Consider the following 18,910-nt stretch of genomic DNA (forward strand, 5'->3'; position numbering starts at 1 on the left):
CTTCCGACCCGAAGAAGCAATCTTAGTTTTGAGTAAGATGAACTACGTATTTTGCCAGTAGTTTAATGTTCTCATCACCTAAGAATTTGTAAGCGACCATCGGACCACCGGGAATCCCGTTGTTCAGAGTTTTCAAAACTCCAGCTTCGGTGTTTCCGTTTTTCCACTGTCCGGCAGGAGCCTTATAGTTACGAGGTTTCGGATTCAGACTCGCGGCCGCGGCTCCGTCTCCAGCACCTTTTTCTCCATGACAGGAAGCGCAGTTTTGCAAAAAGATTTCCTGTCCTTTTTGAAGTTCTGGGCTGAGGGTGGAGGCTGTGGTTTCAGTAGCGGCAGGCGCAGACGTTTCAGCTGGTTTCTCGGACTTATCTCCGCAGTTCAAAAAAAGAACCAGAGAGGTAAGAGCGATCACGATGGAAATGATCATATTTTTGGAGTTCATCGAAAATCACCTCTATTTATGCTACCAGCATATCTTGAGAGGACATTTCACGATAGAATTTTTTTGTCAGGTTATTGTCACGGGACTTGATTTTTCTCAAGCCCCGAACTCGTTTTAGGCGGGGTGAAAGATAAAACCGGTACCGGATTCTTCCTTTGAAAATTTAACGGGAAGATCGATTGCAACGGATTCCGTTACCGGAACACCGGAAACGGATCCTTCCAAAAGTCCCATCGTTTTGATTCCTTCTTCTAGTTCGATCACCGCCAAAACATACGGCGCTCTTTTTGCGAGATGACCGAAGCCGACGTGAACGACCGTGTAAGTATAGATCTTACCTTTTCCCGAGAACTGAATTTCCGAAGTTTCCGAATTTCCGCAACTCGTGCAGGCGACCGAAGGTTCAGTCATCTGAAAACCGCAGGCATCGCATTTTTTTCCTTTCAAAATTTCTAATATAGATTCCGACATTGTTAAACCCTCTGAAGAATGTGAATACAACTGACCGCGCCCGGTCCACCCAAGACATGCGTCATCGCAGTTCTTGCGTTCGCGACCTGACGTTTATCGGCTTCGTCCCTGAGTTGAAACGTCATCTCTACGATTTGACCGACTCCGGTGGCTCCTACGGGATGTCCCTTCGCTTTGAGTCCTCCCGAAGTATTCACGGGAAGTTTGCCGCCGAGGCGAGTATGGCCTTCCATTGTAAACGGTCCACCCTTTCCCTTTTCCACAAAACCAAGATCTTCGATGTTGATGATTTCGGTAATCGTAAAACAATCGTGGCACTCCAGAACGTCGATCTCCTCTCTTTTTACTCCGGACATTTTGAAGGCTTCTGCGGCCGCTTGAATACTTGCAGGAAAACTGACGGAATCTTTTTTCAGGGCGACGTTGAAATAATCTCCCCCAATGCCGGAACCTTTGATTGCGATCGGATTTTTGCTAATCGATTTCGCTTTATCCAAAGTGGTGATCACGATCGCGGCGCTTGCATCCGTAACTAAAGAAACGTCGTGGAACCCGAAAGGAGTCGTGACCATTCTTGCTCTCATGATATTGTTAAACGAAATCTCTTTTTGTTTGTGAGCGAACGGATTGAGGCTCCCGTGATAATAATTCTTTTCAGCGACCTTCGAGAGCATTTCCTTTGTGGTTCCGAACTCGTGCATATGACGGATTGCATTGAGTGCAAAACCGGAGGGACCGGAAATACAATAACCGCCTTCCACGTCCGCGTCTTGTCCTCGAGCGACGATTTCCATCGTGGTTTCGGGATCGAGACCGTTCATTTTCTCCACGCCCAAAATCAAAACGGTATCATAGATTCCTGCGGCGACGGATAAGAATCCCTGACGAACCGCGATTCCTCCGGAAGCACAAGCTCCTTCGGTTCGAATCGCCGGCTTATCGCCTAATCCGAGTAAGTTGGCCGCATAAGATCCCATCGTATTTTGATGATTGAACTCGTTTCCCGCGTAATTGCCGACAAAGACCGCCTGGATTTCTTTTCTATCGATTCCGGAATCCAAGATGGCTCCGTTTCCGGCTTCGGTTACAAGGTCTCGTAAGGTTCGATCTTTGTGGTTTCCGTGTTCGGTTTCATATGCGCCGATGATCGCGACTTCTCTCATAGAAGATTCTCCCTCTGCATTGGATCGTAAGGACTTTCAAAAATAATGAACAAAAGTTCATCTTTTTCTTTGAGATCCTTCTTCGTTTTGGAAGAAGAATTCGAAAGTTCGTAGAGAATGCACTTCTTTTTTACGTTGAAAATCAGAAGCACAAAGCGATTTCTTTTGAATTACTTCTTTACCGAGGATCCGTAGGATTGCTTTTTAAGACTGTGGGAAGAACCTTTAAGAAAAAAAATTTGCTCCGATGGATCATAGATCGAATCGGATTCGATAGAGAAGGAGAATGTCCGATTTGGCAAATTTTATCTTTGTATTAAAAGCGATTACGGTCGCACATCTGGGATTTCTGATTCTTAACTTCTTGATAAGAATTAAAATCACATATCGGACCGCTCTCGGCAGTCTTTTTTGCATGAGCCTGATTGCGTATTTTCTATGCCCCGTGCTCTCCCATGTCGAAGTGAATCCGTTCGTTTTTGTGATCGTACATATCGGGTGTTATTCCGTTTCGATATTTTTTTATCTTTTTGTTTCGAGCTTGTTTGCGGACGGATTCCGATTCAGGATTTGGCACGGGGTCCTGTTTTTTCTTATCAATCTTTTCAGTTTTTATATATTCATTCTTTCGAATATACGAAATGAAACTTCCGTCACGGCTAAAATTCTATTTAGTATGCCTCAGCTACTCTATTTAGGGCTCATCCTTTTTGCGTTAGGCGGCGTTTTGAAAGATAAGAATGTGGATCTTTTGGAATCAAGGCGGGAATTTCGTGTGATCTTTGCGGCTATTACCGGAATCTACGCCATCTCGGTAGTAATGGTGGAAGTGATCATGAAAAATTCGGAATATTCGATCGAATTGGATTTGGTGAATTCGGTTTTGATCGCCGCGCTCGTTTTCTTTTTTTCGTTCCAACTTTTTGAGTTCAGAGAGAACACATTTTTGGTTTCGGAACGGAAACAAAAAGCGGATGAAGAACCCCTGGATGAGAATCTACTCAAAAACTTAAATTCGCTCTTGGATATACAGCGTATTTATTTGAAAGAAAATCTAACGATTCTAAGTTTTGCTCGGCAGATGAACGTTCCGGAAAAGAAAGTAAGAAAATTGATCAACCAGGGATTGGGTTATCGAAACTTTAACGAATTCTTAAATCACTATCGAATCCGCGAAGCAAAGATGATCTTGTCAGATCCTTCCAAAAGTGAATTGCAAGTTCTTCGAATCGCGATGGATCTCGGTTACGGATCTTTGGCCCCGTTCAATCGAGCGTTCAAGGAAATCGTAGGCGTCACTCCATCCGATTTCCGAAGACAAAATCTTTTTCAAAAAACAAGCTGAGTTGATTTTTCAGTTTTGTTTTCGTATCTGAAAGAGAATGAAATTTTGAGTCGGTAAAAAATCGAAACGATCGACTTCTTCAAAGCCGGCTTCTTTCATTTCTTTGATCAGGATTTCTCTTGAAGACCAGTGGTCCTTTGTTACAAGAACACGAAGGATTCCGGTTAGGTCGTCTTTGTGGTCAATGATCGCGATCCTTCCTTCCGATTTTAGAAATTTTTTTAGCTCCGAGAAATACGCCGTGCGATTCTCGATGTGATGATAGGTATTGCAGGAAAAGATTAGATCCACTTTTTCGGGAAGATTTGGATTTGTTGCGTTTCCGAGAATGATCTGAATGTTGGAAGGTGTGTGATCGGAAAACTTTGTCTTGAGCTTTGAAACCAAATCCGGCTCCACTTCGATTGCATAAACTCTTCCGGTTCCACCGACTTCTCCGGAAAGATACTTTGTAAAATATCCGTTTCCCGCGCCTAAGTCTGCGATGATCTGTCCACGTTTGATTTTAAGCGTTTCCACTACTTGTTCCGGAAGTTGCCATCCCGCTCTTGAGTAAATCTTAGAATACTGAAGTTGGTTCATTCCCGCGCAGGAGATGGTGAACAAAAAAAACGTGATCGTCATAAAAGTTTGTCCCAATACGGGTACAAAACCTCCTAGCTTGATATTTTCGATAAAAAAAGCTAAACTTTTTGTAAAGACGGTAAGTTTCATATTTATTCCTCAATCGTGTTTTTAATTAATATATTCTGATTATTGAATATTTTTAAATCATTGTAGATATTTTTATTGTCCGCCGCAAGCAGGGCAAGCGCGGCCGTTTTATTTTCGATCTCCGGATCCTGAAAGTAGTGATCGAGACCGATTTCAGTGATTACGATTCCATCGGGTGTGATCGAATCGATCGTCAATGTCAGTCCGTCATTAGGGCCGAACGGTTTTAAAATCTTATAACGAGATCGGATTCTATCGTTCACCTGTGATTCCAGCAAAACTCCCTGAAAATGAATCACCTTAATCGTGTCTGGAAAAAAATATTTTCCGGATTCTATCGGACCTTGTTTTCTTTGTAGATCCTTTACGAGTTCGGTCGATCTCCCGCGAAATCCCAGAAGAATTTTCGCCAACAACGATTTCGGAAATTTTGTGAATTCATCCGCAAGCAAGGTTCCTCGATTGATTCCTCCGATATTGACCCACGCGTGAATCCGTGCGGTTTCTTCCGGAGAAGCGATTTCATTCAGATACGCGAGAACATCCAGACTTCCTTTCGAGGCGCTGACTAAAATTATTTTGCGTTTATCGGAATGAGTCGCCAAATATTTCCGGATGATAAGCGCATTGTCTTTCGCAAGACCGAACTCATCGGTTTCTATGAGAACGGTTTTGATTCCTCGTTTTTCAAACCATTCGCGTTGTCTTGCAAAATCCGCTCCCGTAGAAGTGTCGAGACGATAAGCGAGTCCTGGGACAAAAAGAAATTGGAATTTACCCAGCCTGACGAGATCTCTTTTTGAGAGGCCGGTTGTTTTTAATGTTTCGGCAAAATTCAAATATAGTTTTTGGGATCGCTCCTGGAACTTGTTTGAATAGATGGCTCTCAGAAGAAAAATCGTTGCATAATCGGAAGAATATCGTTTTACCAAAGAGGAAAGTTCTTTGAGTGATGGAATTCTCAATTCCGCTTCCGATGACTGAAGTAGTTTTACGGCCGCATCGCTGTCTACGGTCAGTTCTCTTTCCTTTCCGACCAGCATCCCTTGTCCGCGGTAGGATTTTTGTGTCTGCTGACAAAAGAGACTAAACAAAATCAGTATTCCGATGATGGCTACGTTCTGCATTTCTTTTCACAAAATTTTAATTGGATCGGGTCTCAACTTCTCGCGAAAGATTGATCGGTTCTCGTTCGGTTATATTCTTAAATGTCTTTTCGTATTCAGGGTGAACTGTTCCGAACATCTCATCCCAAATCGTAGAGTAGAGTCCGAAGTTATATCGAAAGTATTGGTGATGCATATCGTGATTCGTATTCGTATTGATATACTTTAGAATTCGATTGGAGATTATCCAGCTTGGGAACATTTCATAACCGCTGTGACCCAATACATTTCTGATGATCTGGAATGTCATAAAGATCACGAGTGCAAGCGTGTGGACCGGAAATAGGGAGACCACGATCGGCATAATCATAGCGTGGACGAGCGCTTCCCAGGGACTAAAAGAATACGCGGTCCATGGTGAGGGCGTTGTTGAGTCGTGATGAATTTTGTGGAAGGTTTTAAAGAACAAACGCGTGTGCATCAGTCGATGGGTCCAGTAGAAGTAAAAGTCCTGGATCAACAGAATAAGAAATACGCTTAAAAGAAGATAACCCCAACCATAGTCTTCGATTCTATCGTAGAATTTAAAAAATCCGTATCCTTTCAGAACCAAGACGATTAAGGTTACGGTTGTATAGACTACGACTGAAGAGACGGAGTATAAAAACTCTTTTCTAAACTGGGAAGGTTTTGCGTTTTTAGTCTGAATCTTTCTGTGTTGGAAGGGATGTTTCCAGATATAGAGTCCCGTAAAAGCGAGTCCGGCGAATACGAAATATCTTAGAAAATCGATGAGAAAGATTTTCGGCGCGTGAGGGATTAGCGCTGATACGGTTTGAAGAAAGTGAAATTGTTCGTTCATAGTTCATCCTTAAGTCCGGTGCTGTTTCGGACTTACGAACGATTAAAACCTATTTTCCGATTCTCCTCTTATCGAATTCGGCAAAAGACTGATCAAAGCCGGATTCGATCAGTCTTTTTCGCGTTTTTTGTTTATGTTAAATTGGGTAAAGAATCGGCTTTCTTATTTTTATTTCCGTGCGAGGAAGCCGTAGTGGTAGGGAGGAAGATCGATCGGTTGAGCCGTTTCGATTTGAAATTTTGCTTCTTTCGCGCGATTATAAATTTCTTACGGTTTGGGACGAATATCCATTTTGGGACCGCGAGGAGTTTTCGAATCGTAGTTCCAATTGACAAGCCCCGCATAACTTCCCGGTTTTAGAATTCGGTGCGCTTCTTACAAAATTGCGATTGGGTCTTCGTGGTGCAAAAGATTGAAAATCATAACATAATCCACTGAATCCGGTGTGAGAGAAGTTCCGTCCGCAATGATGTCCTTTTCGATCGGAATGAGATGGTCCAATCCTTCTTGTTTTGCATTTTTTTGAAGATCTTGGACTAAGTCGTTTTCAATTTCAAAGGCAAGGATTCGATTCTTATGATTTCTTGCCAATGGGAGCGTAAAGGTTCCGTAACCGGAACCGAATTCTACGATCGTTCCGATTTCTTTTAACAAATTCATTCTTTCTAAGATTAAGGGCACGTTAAAAAGAGTGTCCCAATACTCGGCTTCCGGCATACCGCTGTCTCTTACTTTCATGGTTCTTATATAAAAAAGAGAATTGACATAGTCAATGAAATATTCGAATAAGCGAAAGTAGGCGAGAATTAAGATGAAACTTGAAATTATCTTTTCTTCCGTTAAATCTAACAGGTCGGTACGAAATCATTTCTAAAAACGGTAGATTCATGCGTCTTTAAAGTAAATTCAATTTATATAATGTTCTCTGATGAGTAGCGTTAGAAGGATTCTTAAAAATGGATAAAAACTCCTAAACTTACCGACTCCGAATTCTTATTTTTTTGATATTCTACAAGGATGTTTGCGTCTTTCCAGGCGAATTCTAAACCGATCGTTCCATACCAATTCGCGTGACTTACAAAAAGATTCCGCTTCAGATCCAAGTAGACAAGAGTCGGATTGGATGTGAAATCATCTTTGTTTGCGAGCGCGGAGAGGGCGAAATTTCTTTCCACTTGAATCCCCACGTTTCCTTGATTGAACATTCCGCCTAAACCGCCGTAGAAAGAAAAAAATCCGATCGTCTTTGCATAACGAAAATCGAATGTAGCCGAGTAGATATTCGAATTGTATGTGAGATCGTTGATTCCGATCCATTTTCGAGGTTGTCCCGAAAGGCGAATGTTGGTCGGTTTTCGATCGTAAGAATGAAGACTGATCGTCTGAAGCGATTGAAAGAGTCCGAAGCCGAAGGAGAGTCCGTCTTTCCCGTTCGTTTCGGAAGAGTTTGAAGAAGAATAGAATGGAAAGTATCTCAGGTTGATGCCGGTGTTTGCAACCTTTCCGTGAAGGTCGGTCTTTCTCAGTTTTAGAAAGGGAACGTTTTGTTCCGAGAGTTCGTAGGGAAAATAGTGGAAGTGAATGTTCCATTTCGAGAGTTGTGGGCTCGGACTTTCGAAGAGGTTTCCTAAGTTGAAACCGAAGTTGACCGAAGGAGAGGCGGCCATTCCTTGTTTGGGGAGTTCCCGCAGTTCTGAATTTTCGAAGAAATAGTTTCTCGGACTCAAATTGGTTCTTGCGATGGAATATCCGAGTCCGATTCTTTTTCTGGTAAGAATCGTTCCGCCTAACATCGATGAGTTGATATTTTGAAGAACGGCGGCTTCTCCCATGGAAAGTAGGAATTCCTTCGTATAAATGGCGTCTAACGCAGGGTCGATGAGGTTGCTTCCCAGGACGATTTCAGGCGGAATAGAAGCACATTCGGCGCCGACGCAGGCCGCTTCGGAAAAAAGGGAATCGCAATAAAATAATAGAACAAAGAAGAGTGACTCGTAGAATTTCGTTTTTTTGATTTTCAATGTTCTTTCCGAAAAGTCGCCTTTCTTAAGTTACCAAGGAAAAATCGTTTCTCAATTCTTCCTACAAACAATTTGGAGCCTGTCCCGAAACTTTTAAAAAAATGAGACAAATCGTAAGATAAGAATCGAAACGCTGGAGTTCCCGCAAATTCCTTCTTTATAAGTTTAGCGACTTTTTAATCGATTTGCGCCTTCCGATTCTTGTGGGAGTTCCTACATTCTCAGATTTTGGGAAAGGCCAAAGAGAACTTTTTTGAAATACGAAATCGATCTCTTTCTCTCGAGAAAAAATTCTTGGAATCGGACTTGAAACCGTTCGAGTAAAATTCTCGAGAAAGGATCGATTTGCCAAGTTAGAAAAGAAAGAGTAGAGGGCTTTTTCAAAGTTTGTGAAAGCGTGAAAAATTTCGCTTACTACATTTTGTTTTTGTATGAGTTCCTGCGGTTTCCGACTTTGGAACGAATCTTTAATGAAAGAAGAATTACATGCAGAATTTCGAATTCTGCAGAAGCCGTTTTGAATGACTTCCGCAAAATTCAAAAAATCTAATTTACATTCCGATCGCGGCGCCGCCGTCGACTCTCAAATAGGTTCCGGTGATGTAATTGGATTGATCACTTAAGAAGAATTTTACCGCGTTTGCGATCTCTTGTTGTGTTCCCGGTCTTCTTAGAGGAATGAACATAGGATCGGTGAGTTTTTTCTGAACTTCTTCCGGTAAAGAAGCGGTCATGTCGGTTTGCACGTAACCAGGACATACTGCGTTGACAAGAACGTTTCTTCCGGAAAATTCTCTTGCGGAAACTTTTGTAAGAGCGATTACACCGGCTTTGGAAGCGGAGTAGTTTGCCTGTCCCGGCTGTCCGGTAAGACCGGAGACGGAAGAGATGTTCACGATTCTTCCTGATTCCGCTTTGAGAAGAAGTTTCGATGCGGACTTAGTCATCAGAAAAACGCCTTTTAGGTTTACGTCCATCACGAAGTCGAATTCTTGTTCGCTCATTCTCATGAGAAGATTGTCTTTGAGAACTCCCGCGTTGTTCACAAGAAAATCAAGTTTTCCGAATTTTTCCTTAATTCCCGCGATGACCGCGTCGCAGTCTTCGGGCTTTGTTACGTTGCACGGAATTCCTAAAGTTTTTACGCCGAATTCTTTCGCGATCTCTGCGGCCGCTTGTTCGATATGTTCTTTGTTGAGGTCGCATACTACTATGTCCCCTCCCTCTTTAGCGATTGTATTTGCGATCGCTCTTCCGAGCCCGCGTGGAGACGCCGCTCCGGTAACGAGTGCTACTTTTCCTTCGAATTGTTTAGACATGATTTCCCTCGTGTCGAGATACTGATTGGCTTTCCATTTCCGTGAGAGAAATAGAATTGCCAAGTAAAAACTTTCTCCCGAATTTCCTTTGCCTTTCTAAAACGAAAATATATCATCGTTAGATGAACATTCTTTCATTTTGAATTTGGAGAATCAAAACATGCAGTCCTCATACAATCGCCCTTTGCAATCGATCGGTCCAATCGAAGCCGTTTATCTTCCCGGGAATTCGGAAGCCTACACAGTGATTTTGTTTCATGGATACGGAGCGAACGCATATGACCTTTCTCCTCTCAGCGCTTATCTTGATCTTCCCGAAGGAACCAATTGGCTTTTTCCAAACGGGATCTTGGAAATCCCGGTGATGCCCGGTTATAATGGAAGGGCTTGGTTTCCGATCGATATGGAAGCTCTTCAGAGAGCGATGACCACCGGAGGATACAGAGATTTTTCGGATCGTTATCCCGCCGGACTTGAAAGCGCTCGCGAGAAGGCTGTCGAAATGATCCGGAGTTTGGGACTTTCTATGGATAAAGTGATTCTCGGAGGCTTTAGTCAAGGAGCGATGCTCGCAACCGATATCGCACTTCATTCCGAGATCAATCCTGCCGGGCTTCTGATTCTTTCCGGAACTCTGATCAGTGAAACGGATTGGAGGCGTTTGGCGGAAAAGAAGAAGGATTACAAATTCTTTCAGAGTCACGGAAGAATGGATCCTGTTCTCGGTTATCCTGCCGCGAAAAAGCTCGAACAACTTTTGATCGGAGCCGGGTGGAAAGGGGAAATGATCGCTTTTCCGGGTGGACACGAAATTCCTGAGATCGTACTTAGGGGAATGAACCTGTACCTCAGGAACATCACCGGATGACAGCAACACTTGTAGAAAAATACATCGCTCTAAAAAACAAGTATCGAAATTACGATACGAAAGAAGCGCTCAAACGGATGCAGGCCTTTCGGATCGCGCTGAAAGAATTGCAGGAGAAAGGTTTTCACACCGGAGTCGAAATCTTGGGTTCGATCAATTTCGGAATCGTGGAAACAGCTTCCGATATCGATTGTATTCTTCTTCACTTTTGTGATCTTCACAAAGAAGTGGAATGTCCCGAATACTGTCCTAACTTTCTTTACGAGACAGAAGAGATCAAAGCCTCTCTTCGAAAACGTCTGAACGACGAAAATCTGAAAGTCGAATTCTTGGATTGTATCAATTTAAGAATGGTGGAAAAAGCCATGGAGAAGAAGGAGAATCTAAAAGAGAGCGAACTCTTGAAGAGACTTATGTTCTATCGAACGATCGGAAGACCGGTGAATCGTCCGCTTTTTATTCCTTATTGCGAAAAGCTGGAAGAAAATGAAGAATTTCTTCAGGATATTTTAGAATGGGGTTCCGAGGCTTTGGAAGATTACATCCGAACTTCGAGACACCGCTTTTCGTTTAACAAATACAACGAAAGAATCGAAGGCGCTGGGCTTGCGTTACCTCCCGGATTAAAGGAAGAATTGAAAAGTTATCTCGACCAGGTTCCTGAAGTATAACTTTTCTTTTCGATTCCATTTTTTTGCGAAAAAAATCATAATCATCTTCTTCTAACGATCAGTCCGGAATTCACTTGGAGACCAATAAGTCCTTTTCGAAAGGCGATGCCGAACATTAGAAAGAACGTCTCAGGATCCAGAAACTTTCGATAAGATTTAAACAGAAATGGGCCGAGAAAACCACCCACAATGATTTCGTATAACGTTTGACAATAGCAAACGGAATTCCGACTACGATCCCGGTTAGAAGAATATACCAGAATCCGCCTAACCAATGTAAGAGGCCGAAGAGAATTCCAGATCCAAAGATCGCCTTGGTGTATCCGAATCGTTCTTCTAAGGCAGACAACGTCATTCCTCTGTAAATGGATTCTTCGATCCAAGGAGCCATGAAAGAATTCGTAACGATAAAAGCCCAGACCGGTCTTTGAAAGGAGGAGAACATCTCTCCCGGAGGAACCCAATCCCCAAATTGAGTCTGTAAAAACGAATGAAAATCGACTAGAATAAGGATGTAAAATAAGGACATCCCTGTTCCCAAAAAAAAGCCGAGCCCGATCATCTGAAGGGTTTTCGAAAAAGAGACAATCCTCCATTCCTCCCGAATACGGTAGCGTTTGTTCCGATTTAGGAGAATAATAAAAAGGAGAAAAATTTGAATTTGAGAGAATAAAAGAACCAGAGGGACGCTGGATTGAATTTCTTTTGAAATTAGATCCGGTTCTTGTAATCCGGAAAGAACAAAAAAGACGGAGAATCCGAGAATCGAAAGCAAAAAACTCAACGGTGGGAAAATGATGAGAAACCAAAAGGAGGAACCGGAACCAATTGAATTTGTAGAACTCATAAAGTTGTTTACCTTTTTCGAAAAAAGAATCTAATAATACTTCGTAAAGAATAAAGGATCGAGAGACTCGATGTTGATACGTTTCCTATTCTTTCTTTTTCCAGAGGACCGTTTTGAATGAAAACATGGTTAGGTACGATTAAACCCGTCGATCTAAAAAAAGTGCAAAAAAAGGTTTTTATGCTTTGGAAAGAAATTTCCAGATCTGAAATTCTTAAAATCCATTTTATAGTCTTATTTTCGAGAAGATCGACTCAAATCTTATTTTCGATTTTTCTTCTGACGGTGTTTTTTTCTACGGTTCGCGACTTCGGACCGTTAGAAGCGTCCCGAAAATCTTCTCCCGAAACCACACTGGATGGAAAATTCAAATACTACAACGTAGGAATTCAGGATCAATTCGCGTATCTTGAAATTTACGGACAGATTGAAAATCAATCCGGGAAGGATTACGCAGAGGCTTTTTTTACGGTAAATTTTTACGATAAAGATGATTCTCTTTTGGAATCTTGTCAAATCGCGATCCAAGGTCTTCTCGCGGGAAACAAGAGGGATTTTTACGGTAGTGCGAGGCATGTGGATCCTAAATTAATCGCTCGTTTCACGATAGAATTCGACGGAAGCAACTAAATTAAATATTAGGAATATAAGAGTATACTTATGAATTTCAGAAAACTAATCTTCATATTTTTGGCCGCATTCACACTTGAATGTGGTGCAACAGTTCGTCCGGGTGAAATCGGATTGTTTTGGAAACCGTTCGGTTTTTCCGAAGTCGGGCTTAGCAAGGATCCTGTCTTTAACGGGTTTTATTGGCTTCTTCCTTGGAATGATATTTATACATATTCCACACAATGGAATTCGTATAAGGAGAAGGTGGACGTGCTTTCAAACGACGACCTTAAAATCGACGTTCAGGCTGTAATCATTATGAGGCCGATAAGGGAAGAAGTATATCAGCTTCATCTTGAGGTCGGTCCAGAATATTACAGAAGTATTGTACAACCGGAATTTCGCGCATCGATTCGAAACGTAGTTTCTCATCATCAGATGATTCAAATTTCTAAGAACAGCGCCGTTCTCGCAAGGGACATCAAAACTGCGGTGATTGAAAGGACTAAGGGAAAACACATCGAAGTTTTCGACGTAATTTTGGACGACATCGAATATTCTCCAAATATGTTGCACGCAATCGAGGCGAAGCTTACAAAACAACAGGAACTAGAACAACAAAAATACGAACTTGAAATCGCCGAGAAAAGTATAGAGATTGCGAAGAAGAAAGCGAGGGCCGACGCGGAAGCGCAGATGATTCGAGCCGACGGTCAAGCGAAGTCACAGGCGATCATAAACGAAAAGTTGACCACGAGATATCTTCAGTACAAGGCTTTCGATAATCCGAATTCTAAGATGATCTTCATCCCTCTCGATAAGAGCAATCTCCCGATTGTGGTGAGTCCTAAAGAATAATTTTTGGGATCCCCGCAGAGACCGCTCTTTAGAGATTCTTCTAAGAATCGGTAAAGAGCGGGTCCGGTTCGAATTCGATCCTTCGAACGATAGTCTTTTGAACTGAGTCGAGGTGCCAGACGTAACTGTAAGAGTTGTGAAGTGCGGGACATCCCACATTCAAGACTTTATCGATAGAGTCTCCGACCCCGGAAGCCTCGAGCCAGAAAAGATAGTTTAACAGAAAACAGCGGGAGACACCGTGTGTCGCAGAAAGAAGCCCCAAGAGCGCCCAAGCCTCTGTTTCAATTCTTAAATTCACACGAACCAACTTCCCAAGGTCCTTCTGATAAAGAGTCTTCCCGGCCTTTTTATTGATTCTTCTCTTAGATAACATAAACTTCTGATATCTTTTTAGGAGAGGAAAGATTCTCTTCGGAAGGACTTTTCTTTCTTCCTTGGTTAAGGAAATCAGGAAACTCTCGGGAAAAAGAATCGTTTCCGTTTCTTTTCGAAACGAAGAAAGAGCGGAATGAATTTTTCTTTCGGAATAAAGTATGATTGTCCCCATACTCCGAACGGTTCCTCACAAACTCAAAACGGACGATCCCAAAGGAGTCAAAATCGATTTTTCGTAAAAATATCTTTATTTTTTTCGAATTCTTTAAAAACCCTTACTTTTGCAATTTCGAGCGGAAACGAGGAAGAATAAGAATCGATAAAAAAAGAACCAGACAAAAAAAGAGATTCAGAATTGAGAAGAGTTGAAACAGTAAGCCACCGTAAAACAAAGAGTAAGGAGGATCGAATCCGAAAAAACTTTGTAAGTGTTTTCCCAGAAAAAAAGCAAAGATCGAAAAAAACAACATCCAAATCAGCGGCATTCAAAATCTTCCTTAGCAAAAGAAAAAGGAATCGAAAAAAACTTCCAAGCCTCTTTTTTTCTCCAAGTTAAAAATTCCATCAATCAATGGCTGATCAACGCGTGGAACTCAGGATCTTCTCGGAAATTGTCAAAGTCGCGATCCTTAAAATCGTTCTTCGGTTTCCCGAGAGCCAAGGCGATCTGCGTATAACGTAGCATTTCATCTCTATTTTTTTCCAAAGAATTCAAACAAGCCAGATTGAAAGCAAGACGGCTATCTTTGATTTCGTAAGGAAGAAGGTTTTTCACCAAGGAAAGAAATTTTCCGCCTCCGTATTTGGCGATAAAGACGATGATATCTCCCGCAAAATATTCATTTGTATTGTACATCTTTCCGGAATCGTTTCCTTTCACGACGGACTTGGTGTTGATTCCTAATTTTTCATAGATTTCATGATAGCAGTTGAGGACCCAGCCCGCGACATCCGGTTTGTTTTCTTTTAAGAAACGATTCAAAGCGATGGAACTGATCTGCATTCCTAAGTCGCTTAATCTTTCTTTCTCCTCTTCTTTCGTGACCTTTTCTTTGTATTCCAAGATTCGATCGAATTCTCTTTTATATCTTTCCTCATTCTCATGAAAGTTTTGATCGAGCCTTTCAATGGATTCTTCCATCGTGCTCTTCCAAACGCCTGCGTAGTCCTCCATAACTTCGCCGACGATATCATCCAAAAGTTCCTGATCTTCTTCCGAGATTTTCTTTTTCTCTTTAGCGGCTTTGTCCTTCGGAAAATATTCTTCGAAGAATCCGTTCTCAATCCCTTTTTGAGAATGATAAACGACACTTGCTTCTTCGTCGTGGTAATGCGAATACGCGAAATAAATTCCTTCTTCTTGCGGAATCTTTTTGAATTCTTTTCCGTGAGCGACGGAGATGAAGTTTTCTATGGACAAGAACGCGAGAATATCCCGAACGGAATTGTAATCGTCTCCGAGAATTTCCATGATCTCAATCCCGGAAATCTGTGAAGATTTATGATTTTCTAATATAAATTCGTAAAAGGAAGTGAAATTCAAAAAGTAATCGATAACGTTGGCACCCTCCGAAATCGCTTCTTCGTAGTCATTCCCCGAATGCCAATCAAAACCGAGATAAACGACTTCTCCCGCGTCGTCCCAATAAGAATCAAAGACGAGAATTTTCTTTTTTACGACGCCTTTTTTTCCAAGACCCTTTACCCATTTCAAAATCGTTCTATGAATTCGGAATGCGAGAGAGTGCCAGTCGAATTCTAAAATTCGTTTTGCGACCTCGGAATCGTTTTCGGAAACTTGAACCGCCTTGTGGGCCATGAATTCTTGAAACCTTCTGGAGACGATCGGAGTTCCGTCGAACGGTAAATCCTCGTTCGAGTCCACATCGATATCTCGAACCCAGCGAGCAATTTCTCGGAGTAAGAATCCGCCCATTCCGTAACGAACCGCAGGAGGTTCTAAGTCGCAACTTCCGTGATCGACACAAGATATGGCGGGTTCTCCGTATTTGTTTTTGATAAAGGGATGATAGACGAGCCAGTTCTGGCAATCGTCAAAGGCGCCTAACGACTGTACGTTGGAGAAATTCTTTCCAACGATTTCGAGAGGGGCGATCCACCAACTTTCACCTTCCTCTAAGATTCCCTCTTCCCAACCGAAATCGTCTTCCACGACCGCAGGAAGCTCGGGAGAATTTGCGTTTGCGCCGATCCCTCGGATTGCAAAGGTCGGATAATCGTCTTCGGCGTGTTTGATTTCGACACCGTTGAAGATGCTCGCGAATTCAGCCATGGATTTCGGAACGGAAGTATGGATTTTTCCCGGAAACGGTTTTTGCCAACAAAGATGAACAGGAGTTTCGTTGTCGTATGACCAAGGTAAGGTGAGAATCAATTGATCCTCTTCGATTTTTACGTCGGTGATTAGAGAAAGAATTTGATCCAGAAGAATCTTGCATTCTTCCGTTTCGATCAAAAATTGAAAGTGTTTTCGAAGCGCTTCTTTTTGTTCTGAAGATTCTACGATTTGATTCCAGCTCTTTAGAAAGTTCGGATCGCCGGAAAGAATTTTGTATTGTGGGATTTCACTGGATTCTTGAAACCCTTGTTTCGATTTTTCTTCTACGAGTCTTTCGAATTCCTTACTGCAATCGTCTCTCTTTTCAAAATTAAGAATTCGTCTTTTCGCGACCGAACCTGTTTTTCCAAAAGAAAGAATGATGGAATAACCGGACATCTCGATTTGCCAGAATGTCTCGAGTCCGTTCTGAGTATGAGTGAAATGTTTTCTCATGATAAAACCTAATTCTTAGATTGAAATGATTGCGTACTTTCAGTATAACTTATCGCAGAGAAATTTGCCTATCACCTTATATTCTGAAATGAACAGAATTATACATCCAGAGATTACAAACTCTTACGAGTTTTCTCGGAATCTCAGCTAGTTTTTGCGATTGCTTGAACCGGATCGGAAACGTGTCGAATGTCCATTCCCGTATTCAAACGGACCAATTCTTCCGCGATGTTGACCGCATAGTCTCCCGTTCTTTCCAAACAAAGAATGAGACGATATACGTCCGCAAATTGATTCTTATCCAATCTTGGATCCATAACGAATTTTAAGAATGCGGATTGGCAGAGATTATTGATTTCTTCTTCGACAGAATGAACGCTTCCATAGAAACGATTTTTTTCTTCGACTAACGATTCCACTGCCATACCTACGATGGTAATGACCCTGGATAAAAGTTTGTTTAGAATTTCCTCGTCGCAGAAAAACCGTTTCGGGATCAGTCCTCTTCGAAAACACTTCGCGCAGTTTACGATCTGATCTCCCATTCTTTCTAAGTTTCGAGTGATCCGGATCGCGGAAAGGGCAAATCGAAGCGGATCTCTTTTTAAGATCACTTCTCCGTCGACTTGATCCATCCCCATGGAATTCCGATTTGCGACGGCTTCTAAGATTGCGTTCTGAGAAAGGTTGTCGTTTTGTTTTTCAAGGTTGTCGATGAGATCGTCCCGGTCGATTAGCTTTCTTGCAAGTTCGGAATCGTCAGCTTCCAAAGCGTCGTCGAGAATGAGTACTTGTTCGAGACAGAGCTCCGCCATGCTGTAGAGATTTTTGCGGAGGAAGTCAAACTTGGAAGTCATAGAATTTATTAGGACCTGCAGATTTGATAACAAGGTTCCGCACGAAATTTAGCGCGGAAAGTGGACAAAAGTTCAGGTACTCAGAATCCTTCTTAAAAACAGGTTTTGGTCAAGAAGATTTTCTTTTGAGCAAGATCTTGTCTCCGATTTCCTGGATCTTCGCGGCGGGAATATTCTTTCTCTCTTTCGAAAGTGGATTGAGGGATGTTTTCACGAGTAGGAATTCTAACTTTCCGTTTTTGGAAACCGCTTCTTCGACGAATCCGGCTTCGGAGCCGTCGCTGTTCAGAACCTTGAGGCCTTTGTATTTTTCAAAAGGAATCGTGTTCAAAAGAATCGCGTCCACTCCTAAAGTACGAACAAAGTCGATTCCGACAAAAAGGTCGGGTTTCATAAAACCTTGATCGATCGTGATTCCGGTGATTCTTTTTTCGACACGATCGATATGGAGTTTGACCACAACTCCGAGAATCTGACCTTCCGGATCCAGGGCTTCCTTTCCGAGAATATCATCGGAAGTGATTATGTTACTTTCGTTTGTCATAATCTTTCTTTAATAAGACATTCTTAATGGAGGTTTCAATGTCTTCGGGATAAAATTCGATTTTTGGGGAGAATGGAAATTTCCGAACCCAGAAGCGGATCAGTTTGGAAGTTCCCGGTGAAACTTGAATCGAAACGACGGATCCGAGGAGTCTCGCGTTTTTGTCGTAGACTCTTTTGCCGAGAAGGTTGCTCGGAGGATCGATCTTTAAAAGAATTCTTTCTTTGGAATCGGACTTGAGATATTCTTTCGAAAAGTAAATTTTACGAAAACCCTTAAGGACGACGATTCCCGAGAGATTTCCGGAAAGAATACGGACGTCGATCAATCTTCCGGAGTTCTCTCCGGATTTGGAGAGAACGTTTTTTCCTAGGGAGGTCCAAAAACTTTTCGAGTCTTTGAATTCTTTTTCTTTGTCCGCAAATAGAATCATCTGATTCCAGCATTCAGAAGAATTCTAAAGAATCCAATTCTTTTTGTTTTTCAGATCATTCCGGAGCTATGAAGAATCTGCCAGATCAAAGAGAGAAAACTTCCGTATTGAGTGACAAAGGCCGTAAAACGAATGTTAACCGCGATCTCGGAACCGGAACTCAAATGTGCAACTGTTTGGACAAGTCTCGCTCCTAAGATGACTTTGGCGACGAGTGCGAATGTGGAATCGAGGACTCCCACAAAAGCGCCGATTAAAACTAAGGTCGCAAAGATCGGAAGATTTTCCACGCAGTTTACGTGTGCTCTGTTTAATCTCCAATAAAAACTGCTTCCGTGCTCCACGCCGGAGGGGAACTCGTTCGATTTTTTTTCTCCTTTTAGAACCTTAAACGTACGAATACTAATCACACCGATTCCAAGAAAGATGGTCCAGATTGCGAAACCGATCAACGCGATGATTGCAGGATTCATTTTTTCTCCACTCTTTGTTTTTCGGAGAATGGAATCATTCTTCTGTAAGAAGGCAAGTCGATTTTCAAATCGATCACTTCTTCTTTTGAAAAGAATCCGAAGGGTTCACTGAAATTTAAAAAAGGAAATCAA

General features: G+C 42.1%; 22 protein-coding genes. 5 read left to right on the forward strand and 17 right to left on the reverse strand.

Annotated features, from left to right (window positions below):
- Nucleotides 1-22 precede the first annotated feature (22 nt).
- From DLM75_RS05965 to DLM75_RS24225, 4 genes are all read right to left on the reverse strand, one after another.
- Nucleotides 23-442: a c-type cytochrome gene (locus DLM75_RS05965; protein ID WP_118967545.1), complete on the reverse strand. Its 420-nt coding sequence runs from the start codon at nt 440-442 to the stop codon at nt 23-25.
- A 114-nt stretch (nt 443-556) separates the two neighbouring features.
- A complete protein-coding gene (locus tag DLM75_RS05970; protein ID WP_118967546.1) occupies nt 557-913 on the reverse strand; it encodes a Zn-ribbon domain-containing OB-fold protein in 357 nt (118 codons plus the stop codon).
- A gap of 2 nt (nt 914-915) precedes the next feature.
- Entirely contained in the window at nt 916-2,076 is a 1,161-nt protein-coding gene (locus tag DLM75_RS05975) for a thiolase domain-containing protein (RefSeq protein ID WP_118967547.1), read from the reverse strand.
- Entirely contained in the window at nt 2,073-2,228 is a 156-nt protein-coding gene (locus tag DLM75_RS24225) for a hypothetical protein (protein WP_158586451.1), read from the reverse strand. The genes DLM75_RS05975 and DLM75_RS24225 overlap by 4 nt, the downstream gene beginning before the upstream one ends.
- Before the next feature lie 134 nt (nt 2,229-2,362).
- On the opposite strand from DLM75_RS24225, the gene DLM75_RS05980 reads away from it, so the two are divergent.
- Nucleotides 2,363-3,421 (forward strand): AraC family transcriptional regulator, encoded by a 1,059-nt coding sequence (locus DLM75_RS05980; protein ID WP_118967548.1) that lies wholly within the window; start codon nt 2,363-2,365, stop codon nt 3,419-3,421.
- Between the two features lie 9 nt (nt 3,422-3,430).
- Here the strand turns inward: DLM75_RS05980 and DLM75_RS05985 are convergent, their stop codons facing one another.
- The 6 genes from DLM75_RS05985 to DLM75_RS06015 form a co-directional block, all read right to left on the reverse strand.
- Nucleotides 3,431-4,135, reverse strand: a complete 705-nt coding sequence (locus DLM75_RS05985) for a class I SAM-dependent methyltransferase (protein ID WP_118967549.1) — start codon at nt 4,133-4,135, stop codon at nt 3,431-3,433.
- A 2-nt stretch (nt 4,136-4,137) separates the two neighbouring features.
- Nucleotides 4,138-5,262, reverse strand: a complete 1,125-nt coding sequence (locus tag DLM75_RS05990; RefSeq protein ID WP_118967550.1) for a hypothetical protein — start codon at nt 5,260-5,262, stop codon at nt 4,138-4,140.
- A gap of 16 nt (nt 5,263-5,278) precedes the next feature.
- Nucleotides 5,279-6,103: a sterol desaturase family protein gene (locus DLM75_RS05995; protein WP_118967551.1), complete on the reverse strand. Its 825-nt coding sequence runs from the start codon at nt 6,101-6,103 to the stop codon at nt 5,279-5,281.
- A 375-nt stretch (nt 6,104-6,478) separates the two neighbouring features.
- Nucleotides 6,479-6,841 carry a class I SAM-dependent methyltransferase gene (locus DLM75_RS24640; RefSeq protein ID WP_241547831.1) on the reverse strand — a complete coding sequence of 121 codons (363 nt, stop codon included), beginning with the start codon at nt 6,839-6,841 and terminating at the stop codon, nt 6,479-6,481.
- A 212-nt stretch (nt 6,842-7,053) separates the two neighbouring features.
- A complete protein-coding gene (locus DLM75_RS06005) occupies nt 7,054-8,124 on the reverse strand; it encodes an Lsa36 family surface (lipo)protein (protein WP_118967552.1) in 1,071 nt (356 codons plus the stop codon).
- A 551-nt stretch (nt 8,125-8,675) separates the two neighbouring features.
- A complete protein-coding gene (locus DLM75_RS06015; RefSeq protein WP_118968006.1) occupies nt 8,676-9,443 on the reverse strand; it encodes a beta-ketoacyl-ACP reductase in 768 nt (255 codons plus the stop codon).
- A 160-nt stretch (nt 9,444-9,603) separates the two neighbouring features.
- On the opposite strand from DLM75_RS06015, the gene DLM75_RS06020 reads away from it, so the two are divergent.
- Nucleotides 9,604-10,311, forward strand: coding sequence for an alpha/beta hydrolase (locus tag DLM75_RS06020; protein WP_118967554.1), 708 nt, complete (start codon nt 9,604-9,606; stop codon nt 10,309-10,311).
- On the forward strand, nt 10,308-10,982 hold the full coding sequence (locus tag DLM75_RS06025; protein WP_118967555.1) for a hypothetical protein: 675 nt from the start codon (nt 10,308-10,310) through the stop codon (nt 10,980-10,982). Before DLM75_RS06020 ends, DLM75_RS06025 begins: the two co-directional genes overlap by 4 nt.
- Nucleotides 10,983-11,097: 115 nt before the next feature.
- Here the strand turns inward: DLM75_RS06025 and DLM75_RS06030 are convergent, their stop codons facing one another.
- On the reverse strand, nt 11,098-11,829 hold the full coding sequence (locus DLM75_RS06030) for a CPBP family intramembrane glutamic endopeptidase (protein ID WP_118967556.1): 732 nt from the start codon (nt 11,827-11,829) through the stop codon (nt 11,098-11,100).
- A 117-nt stretch (nt 11,830-11,946) separates the two neighbouring features.
- Here DLM75_RS06030 and DLM75_RS06035 point away from each other — a divergent pair, with 117 nt between their 5' ends.
- Complete coding sequence (locus DLM75_RS06035) at nt 11,947-12,459, forward strand: FxLYD domain-containing protein (RefSeq protein ID WP_241547833.1); 513 nt, start codon at nt 11,947-11,949, stop codon at nt 12,457-12,459.
- A 30-nt stretch (nt 12,460-12,489) separates the two neighbouring features.
- Nucleotides 12,490-13,299 (forward strand): prohibitin family protein, encoded by an 810-nt coding sequence (locus tag DLM75_RS06040; protein WP_118967557.1) that lies wholly within the window; start codon nt 12,490-12,492, stop codon nt 13,297-13,299.
- Nucleotides 13,300-13,339: 40 nt separating this feature from the next.
- Here DLM75_RS06040 and DLM75_RS06045 read toward each other — a convergent pair whose 3' ends face one another.
- The 6 genes from DLM75_RS06045 to DLM75_RS06075 all read right to left on the reverse strand — a co-directional run bounded on the left by DLM75_RS06045 (nt 13,340) and on the right by DLM75_RS06075 (nt 18,778).
- The gene (locus tag DLM75_RS06045) at nt 13,340-13,849 is read right to left on the reverse strand and encodes a DUF1564 domain-containing protein (RefSeq protein ID WP_118967558.1); all 510 of its coding nucleotides are present in this window, start codon (nt 13,847-13,849) and stop codon (nt 13,340-13,342) included.
- A gap of 396 nt (nt 13,850-14,245) precedes the next feature.
- Nucleotides 14,246-16,471: a TPR end-of-group domain-containing protein gene (locus tag DLM75_RS06055; RefSeq protein WP_118967560.1), complete on the reverse strand. Its 2,226-nt coding sequence runs from the start codon at nt 16,469-16,471 to the stop codon at nt 14,246-14,248.
- Nucleotides 16,472-16,614: 143 nt separating this feature from the next.
- Complete coding sequence (locus DLM75_RS06060; protein WP_118967561.1) at nt 16,615-17,328, reverse strand: phosphate signaling complex PhoU family protein; 714 nt, start codon at nt 17,326-17,328, stop codon at nt 16,615-16,617.
- 109 nt (nt 17,329-17,437) lie between these two features.
- Nucleotides 17,438-17,872 carry a hypothetical protein gene (locus DLM75_RS06065; protein ID WP_118967562.1) on the reverse strand — a complete coding sequence of 145 codons (435 nt, stop codon included), beginning with the start codon at nt 17,870-17,872 and terminating at the stop codon, nt 17,438-17,440.
- Nucleotides 17,856-18,305, reverse strand: coding sequence for a hypothetical protein (locus DLM75_RS06070; RefSeq protein ID WP_118967563.1), 450 nt, complete (start codon nt 18,303-18,305; stop codon nt 17,856-17,858). The genes DLM75_RS06065 and DLM75_RS06070 overlap by 17 nt, the downstream gene beginning before the upstream one ends.
- A gap of 50 nt (nt 18,306-18,355) precedes the next feature.
- Nucleotides 18,356-18,778 carry an MAPEG family protein gene (locus DLM75_RS06075; protein WP_118967564.1) on the reverse strand — a complete coding sequence of 141 codons (423 nt, stop codon included), beginning with the start codon at nt 18,776-18,778 and terminating at the stop codon, nt 18,356-18,358.
- Between the last annotated feature and the right edge of the window lie 132 nt (nt 18,779-18,910).

The sequence above is a fragment of the Leptospira stimsonii genome, from assembly GCF_003545885.1.
GTDB classification, from domain to species: Bacteria; Spirochaetota; Leptospiria; order Leptospirales; family Leptospiraceae; genus Leptospira; species Leptospira stimsonii.

Bases quoted from the DNA above. Each gene is read 5' to 3' on its own strand.
- DLM75_RS05965 (WP_118967545.1), bottom strand. From the start codon at position 442: ATGAACTCCAAAAATATGATCATTTCCATCGTGATCGCTCTTACCTCT.
- DLM75_RS05970 (WP_118967546.1), bottom strand. From the start codon at position 913: ATGTCGGAATCTATATTAGAAATTTTGAAAGGAAAAAAATGCGATGCC.
- DLM75_RS05975 (WP_118967547.1), bottom strand. From the start codon at position 2,076: ATGAGAGAAGTCGCGATCATCGGCGCATATGAAACCGAACACGGAAAC.
- DLM75_RS05980 (WP_118967548.1), top strand. From the start codon at position 2,363: ATGTCCGATTTGGCAAATTTTATCTTTGTATTAAAAGCGATTACGGTC.
- DLM75_RS05985 (WP_118967549.1), bottom strand. From the start codon at position 4,135: ATGAAACTTACCGTCTTTACAAAAAGTTTAGCTTTTTTTATCGAAAAT.
- DLM75_RS05990 (WP_118967550.1), bottom strand. From the start codon at position 5,262: ATGCAGAACGTAGCCATCATCGGAATACTGATTTTGTTTAGTCTCTTT.
- DLM75_RS05995 (WP_118967551.1), bottom strand. From the start codon at position 6,103: ATGAACGAACAATTTCACTTTCTTCAAACCGTATCAGCGCTAATCCCT.
- DLM75_RS24640 (WP_241547831.1), bottom strand. From the start codon at position 6,841: ATGAAAGTAAGAGACAGCGGTATGCCGGAAGCCGAGTATTGGGACACT.
- DLM75_RS06015 (WP_118968006.1), bottom strand. From the start codon at position 9,443: ATGTCTAAACAATTCGAAGGAAAAGTAGCACTCGTTACCGGAGCGGCG.
- DLM75_RS06020 (WP_118967554.1), top strand. From the start codon at position 9,604: ATGCAGTCCTCATACAATCGCCCTTTGCAATCGATCGGTCCAATCGAA.
- DLM75_RS06025 (WP_118967555.1), top strand. From the start codon at position 10,308: ATGACAGCAACACTTGTAGAAAAATACATCGCTCTAAAAAACAAGTAT.
- DLM75_RS06030 (WP_118967556.1), bottom strand. From the start codon at position 11,829: ATGAGTTCTACAAATTCAATTGGTTCCGGTTCCTCCTTTTGGTTTCTC.
- DLM75_RS06035 (WP_241547833.1), top strand. From the start codon at position 11,947: ATGAAAACATGGTTAGGTACGATTAAACCCGTCGATCTAAAAAAAGTG.
- DLM75_RS06040 (WP_118967557.1), top strand. From the start codon at position 12,490: ATGAATTTCAGAAAACTAATCTTCATATTTTTGGCCGCATTCACACTT.
- DLM75_RS06045 (WP_118967558.1), bottom strand. From the start codon at position 13,849: ATGGGGACAATCATACTTTATTCCGAAAGAAAAATTCATTCCGCTCTT.
- DLM75_RS06055 (WP_118967560.1), bottom strand. From the start codon at position 16,471: ATGAGAAAACATTTCACTCATACTCAGAACGGACTCGAGACATTCTGG.
- DLM75_RS06060 (WP_118967561.1), bottom strand. From the start codon at position 17,328: ATGACTTCCAAGTTTGACTTCCTCCGCAAAAATCTCTACAGCATGGCG.
- DLM75_RS06065 (WP_118967562.1), bottom strand. From the start codon at position 17,872: ATGACAAACGAAAGTAACATAATCACTTCCGATGATATTCTCGGAAAG.
- DLM75_RS06070 (WP_118967563.1), bottom strand. From the start codon at position 18,305: ATGATTCTATTTGCGGACAAAGAAAAAGAATTCAAAGACTCGAAAAGT.
- DLM75_RS06075 (WP_118967564.1), bottom strand. From the start codon at position 18,778: ATGAATCCTGCAATCATCGCGTTGATCGGTTTCGCAATCTGGACCATC.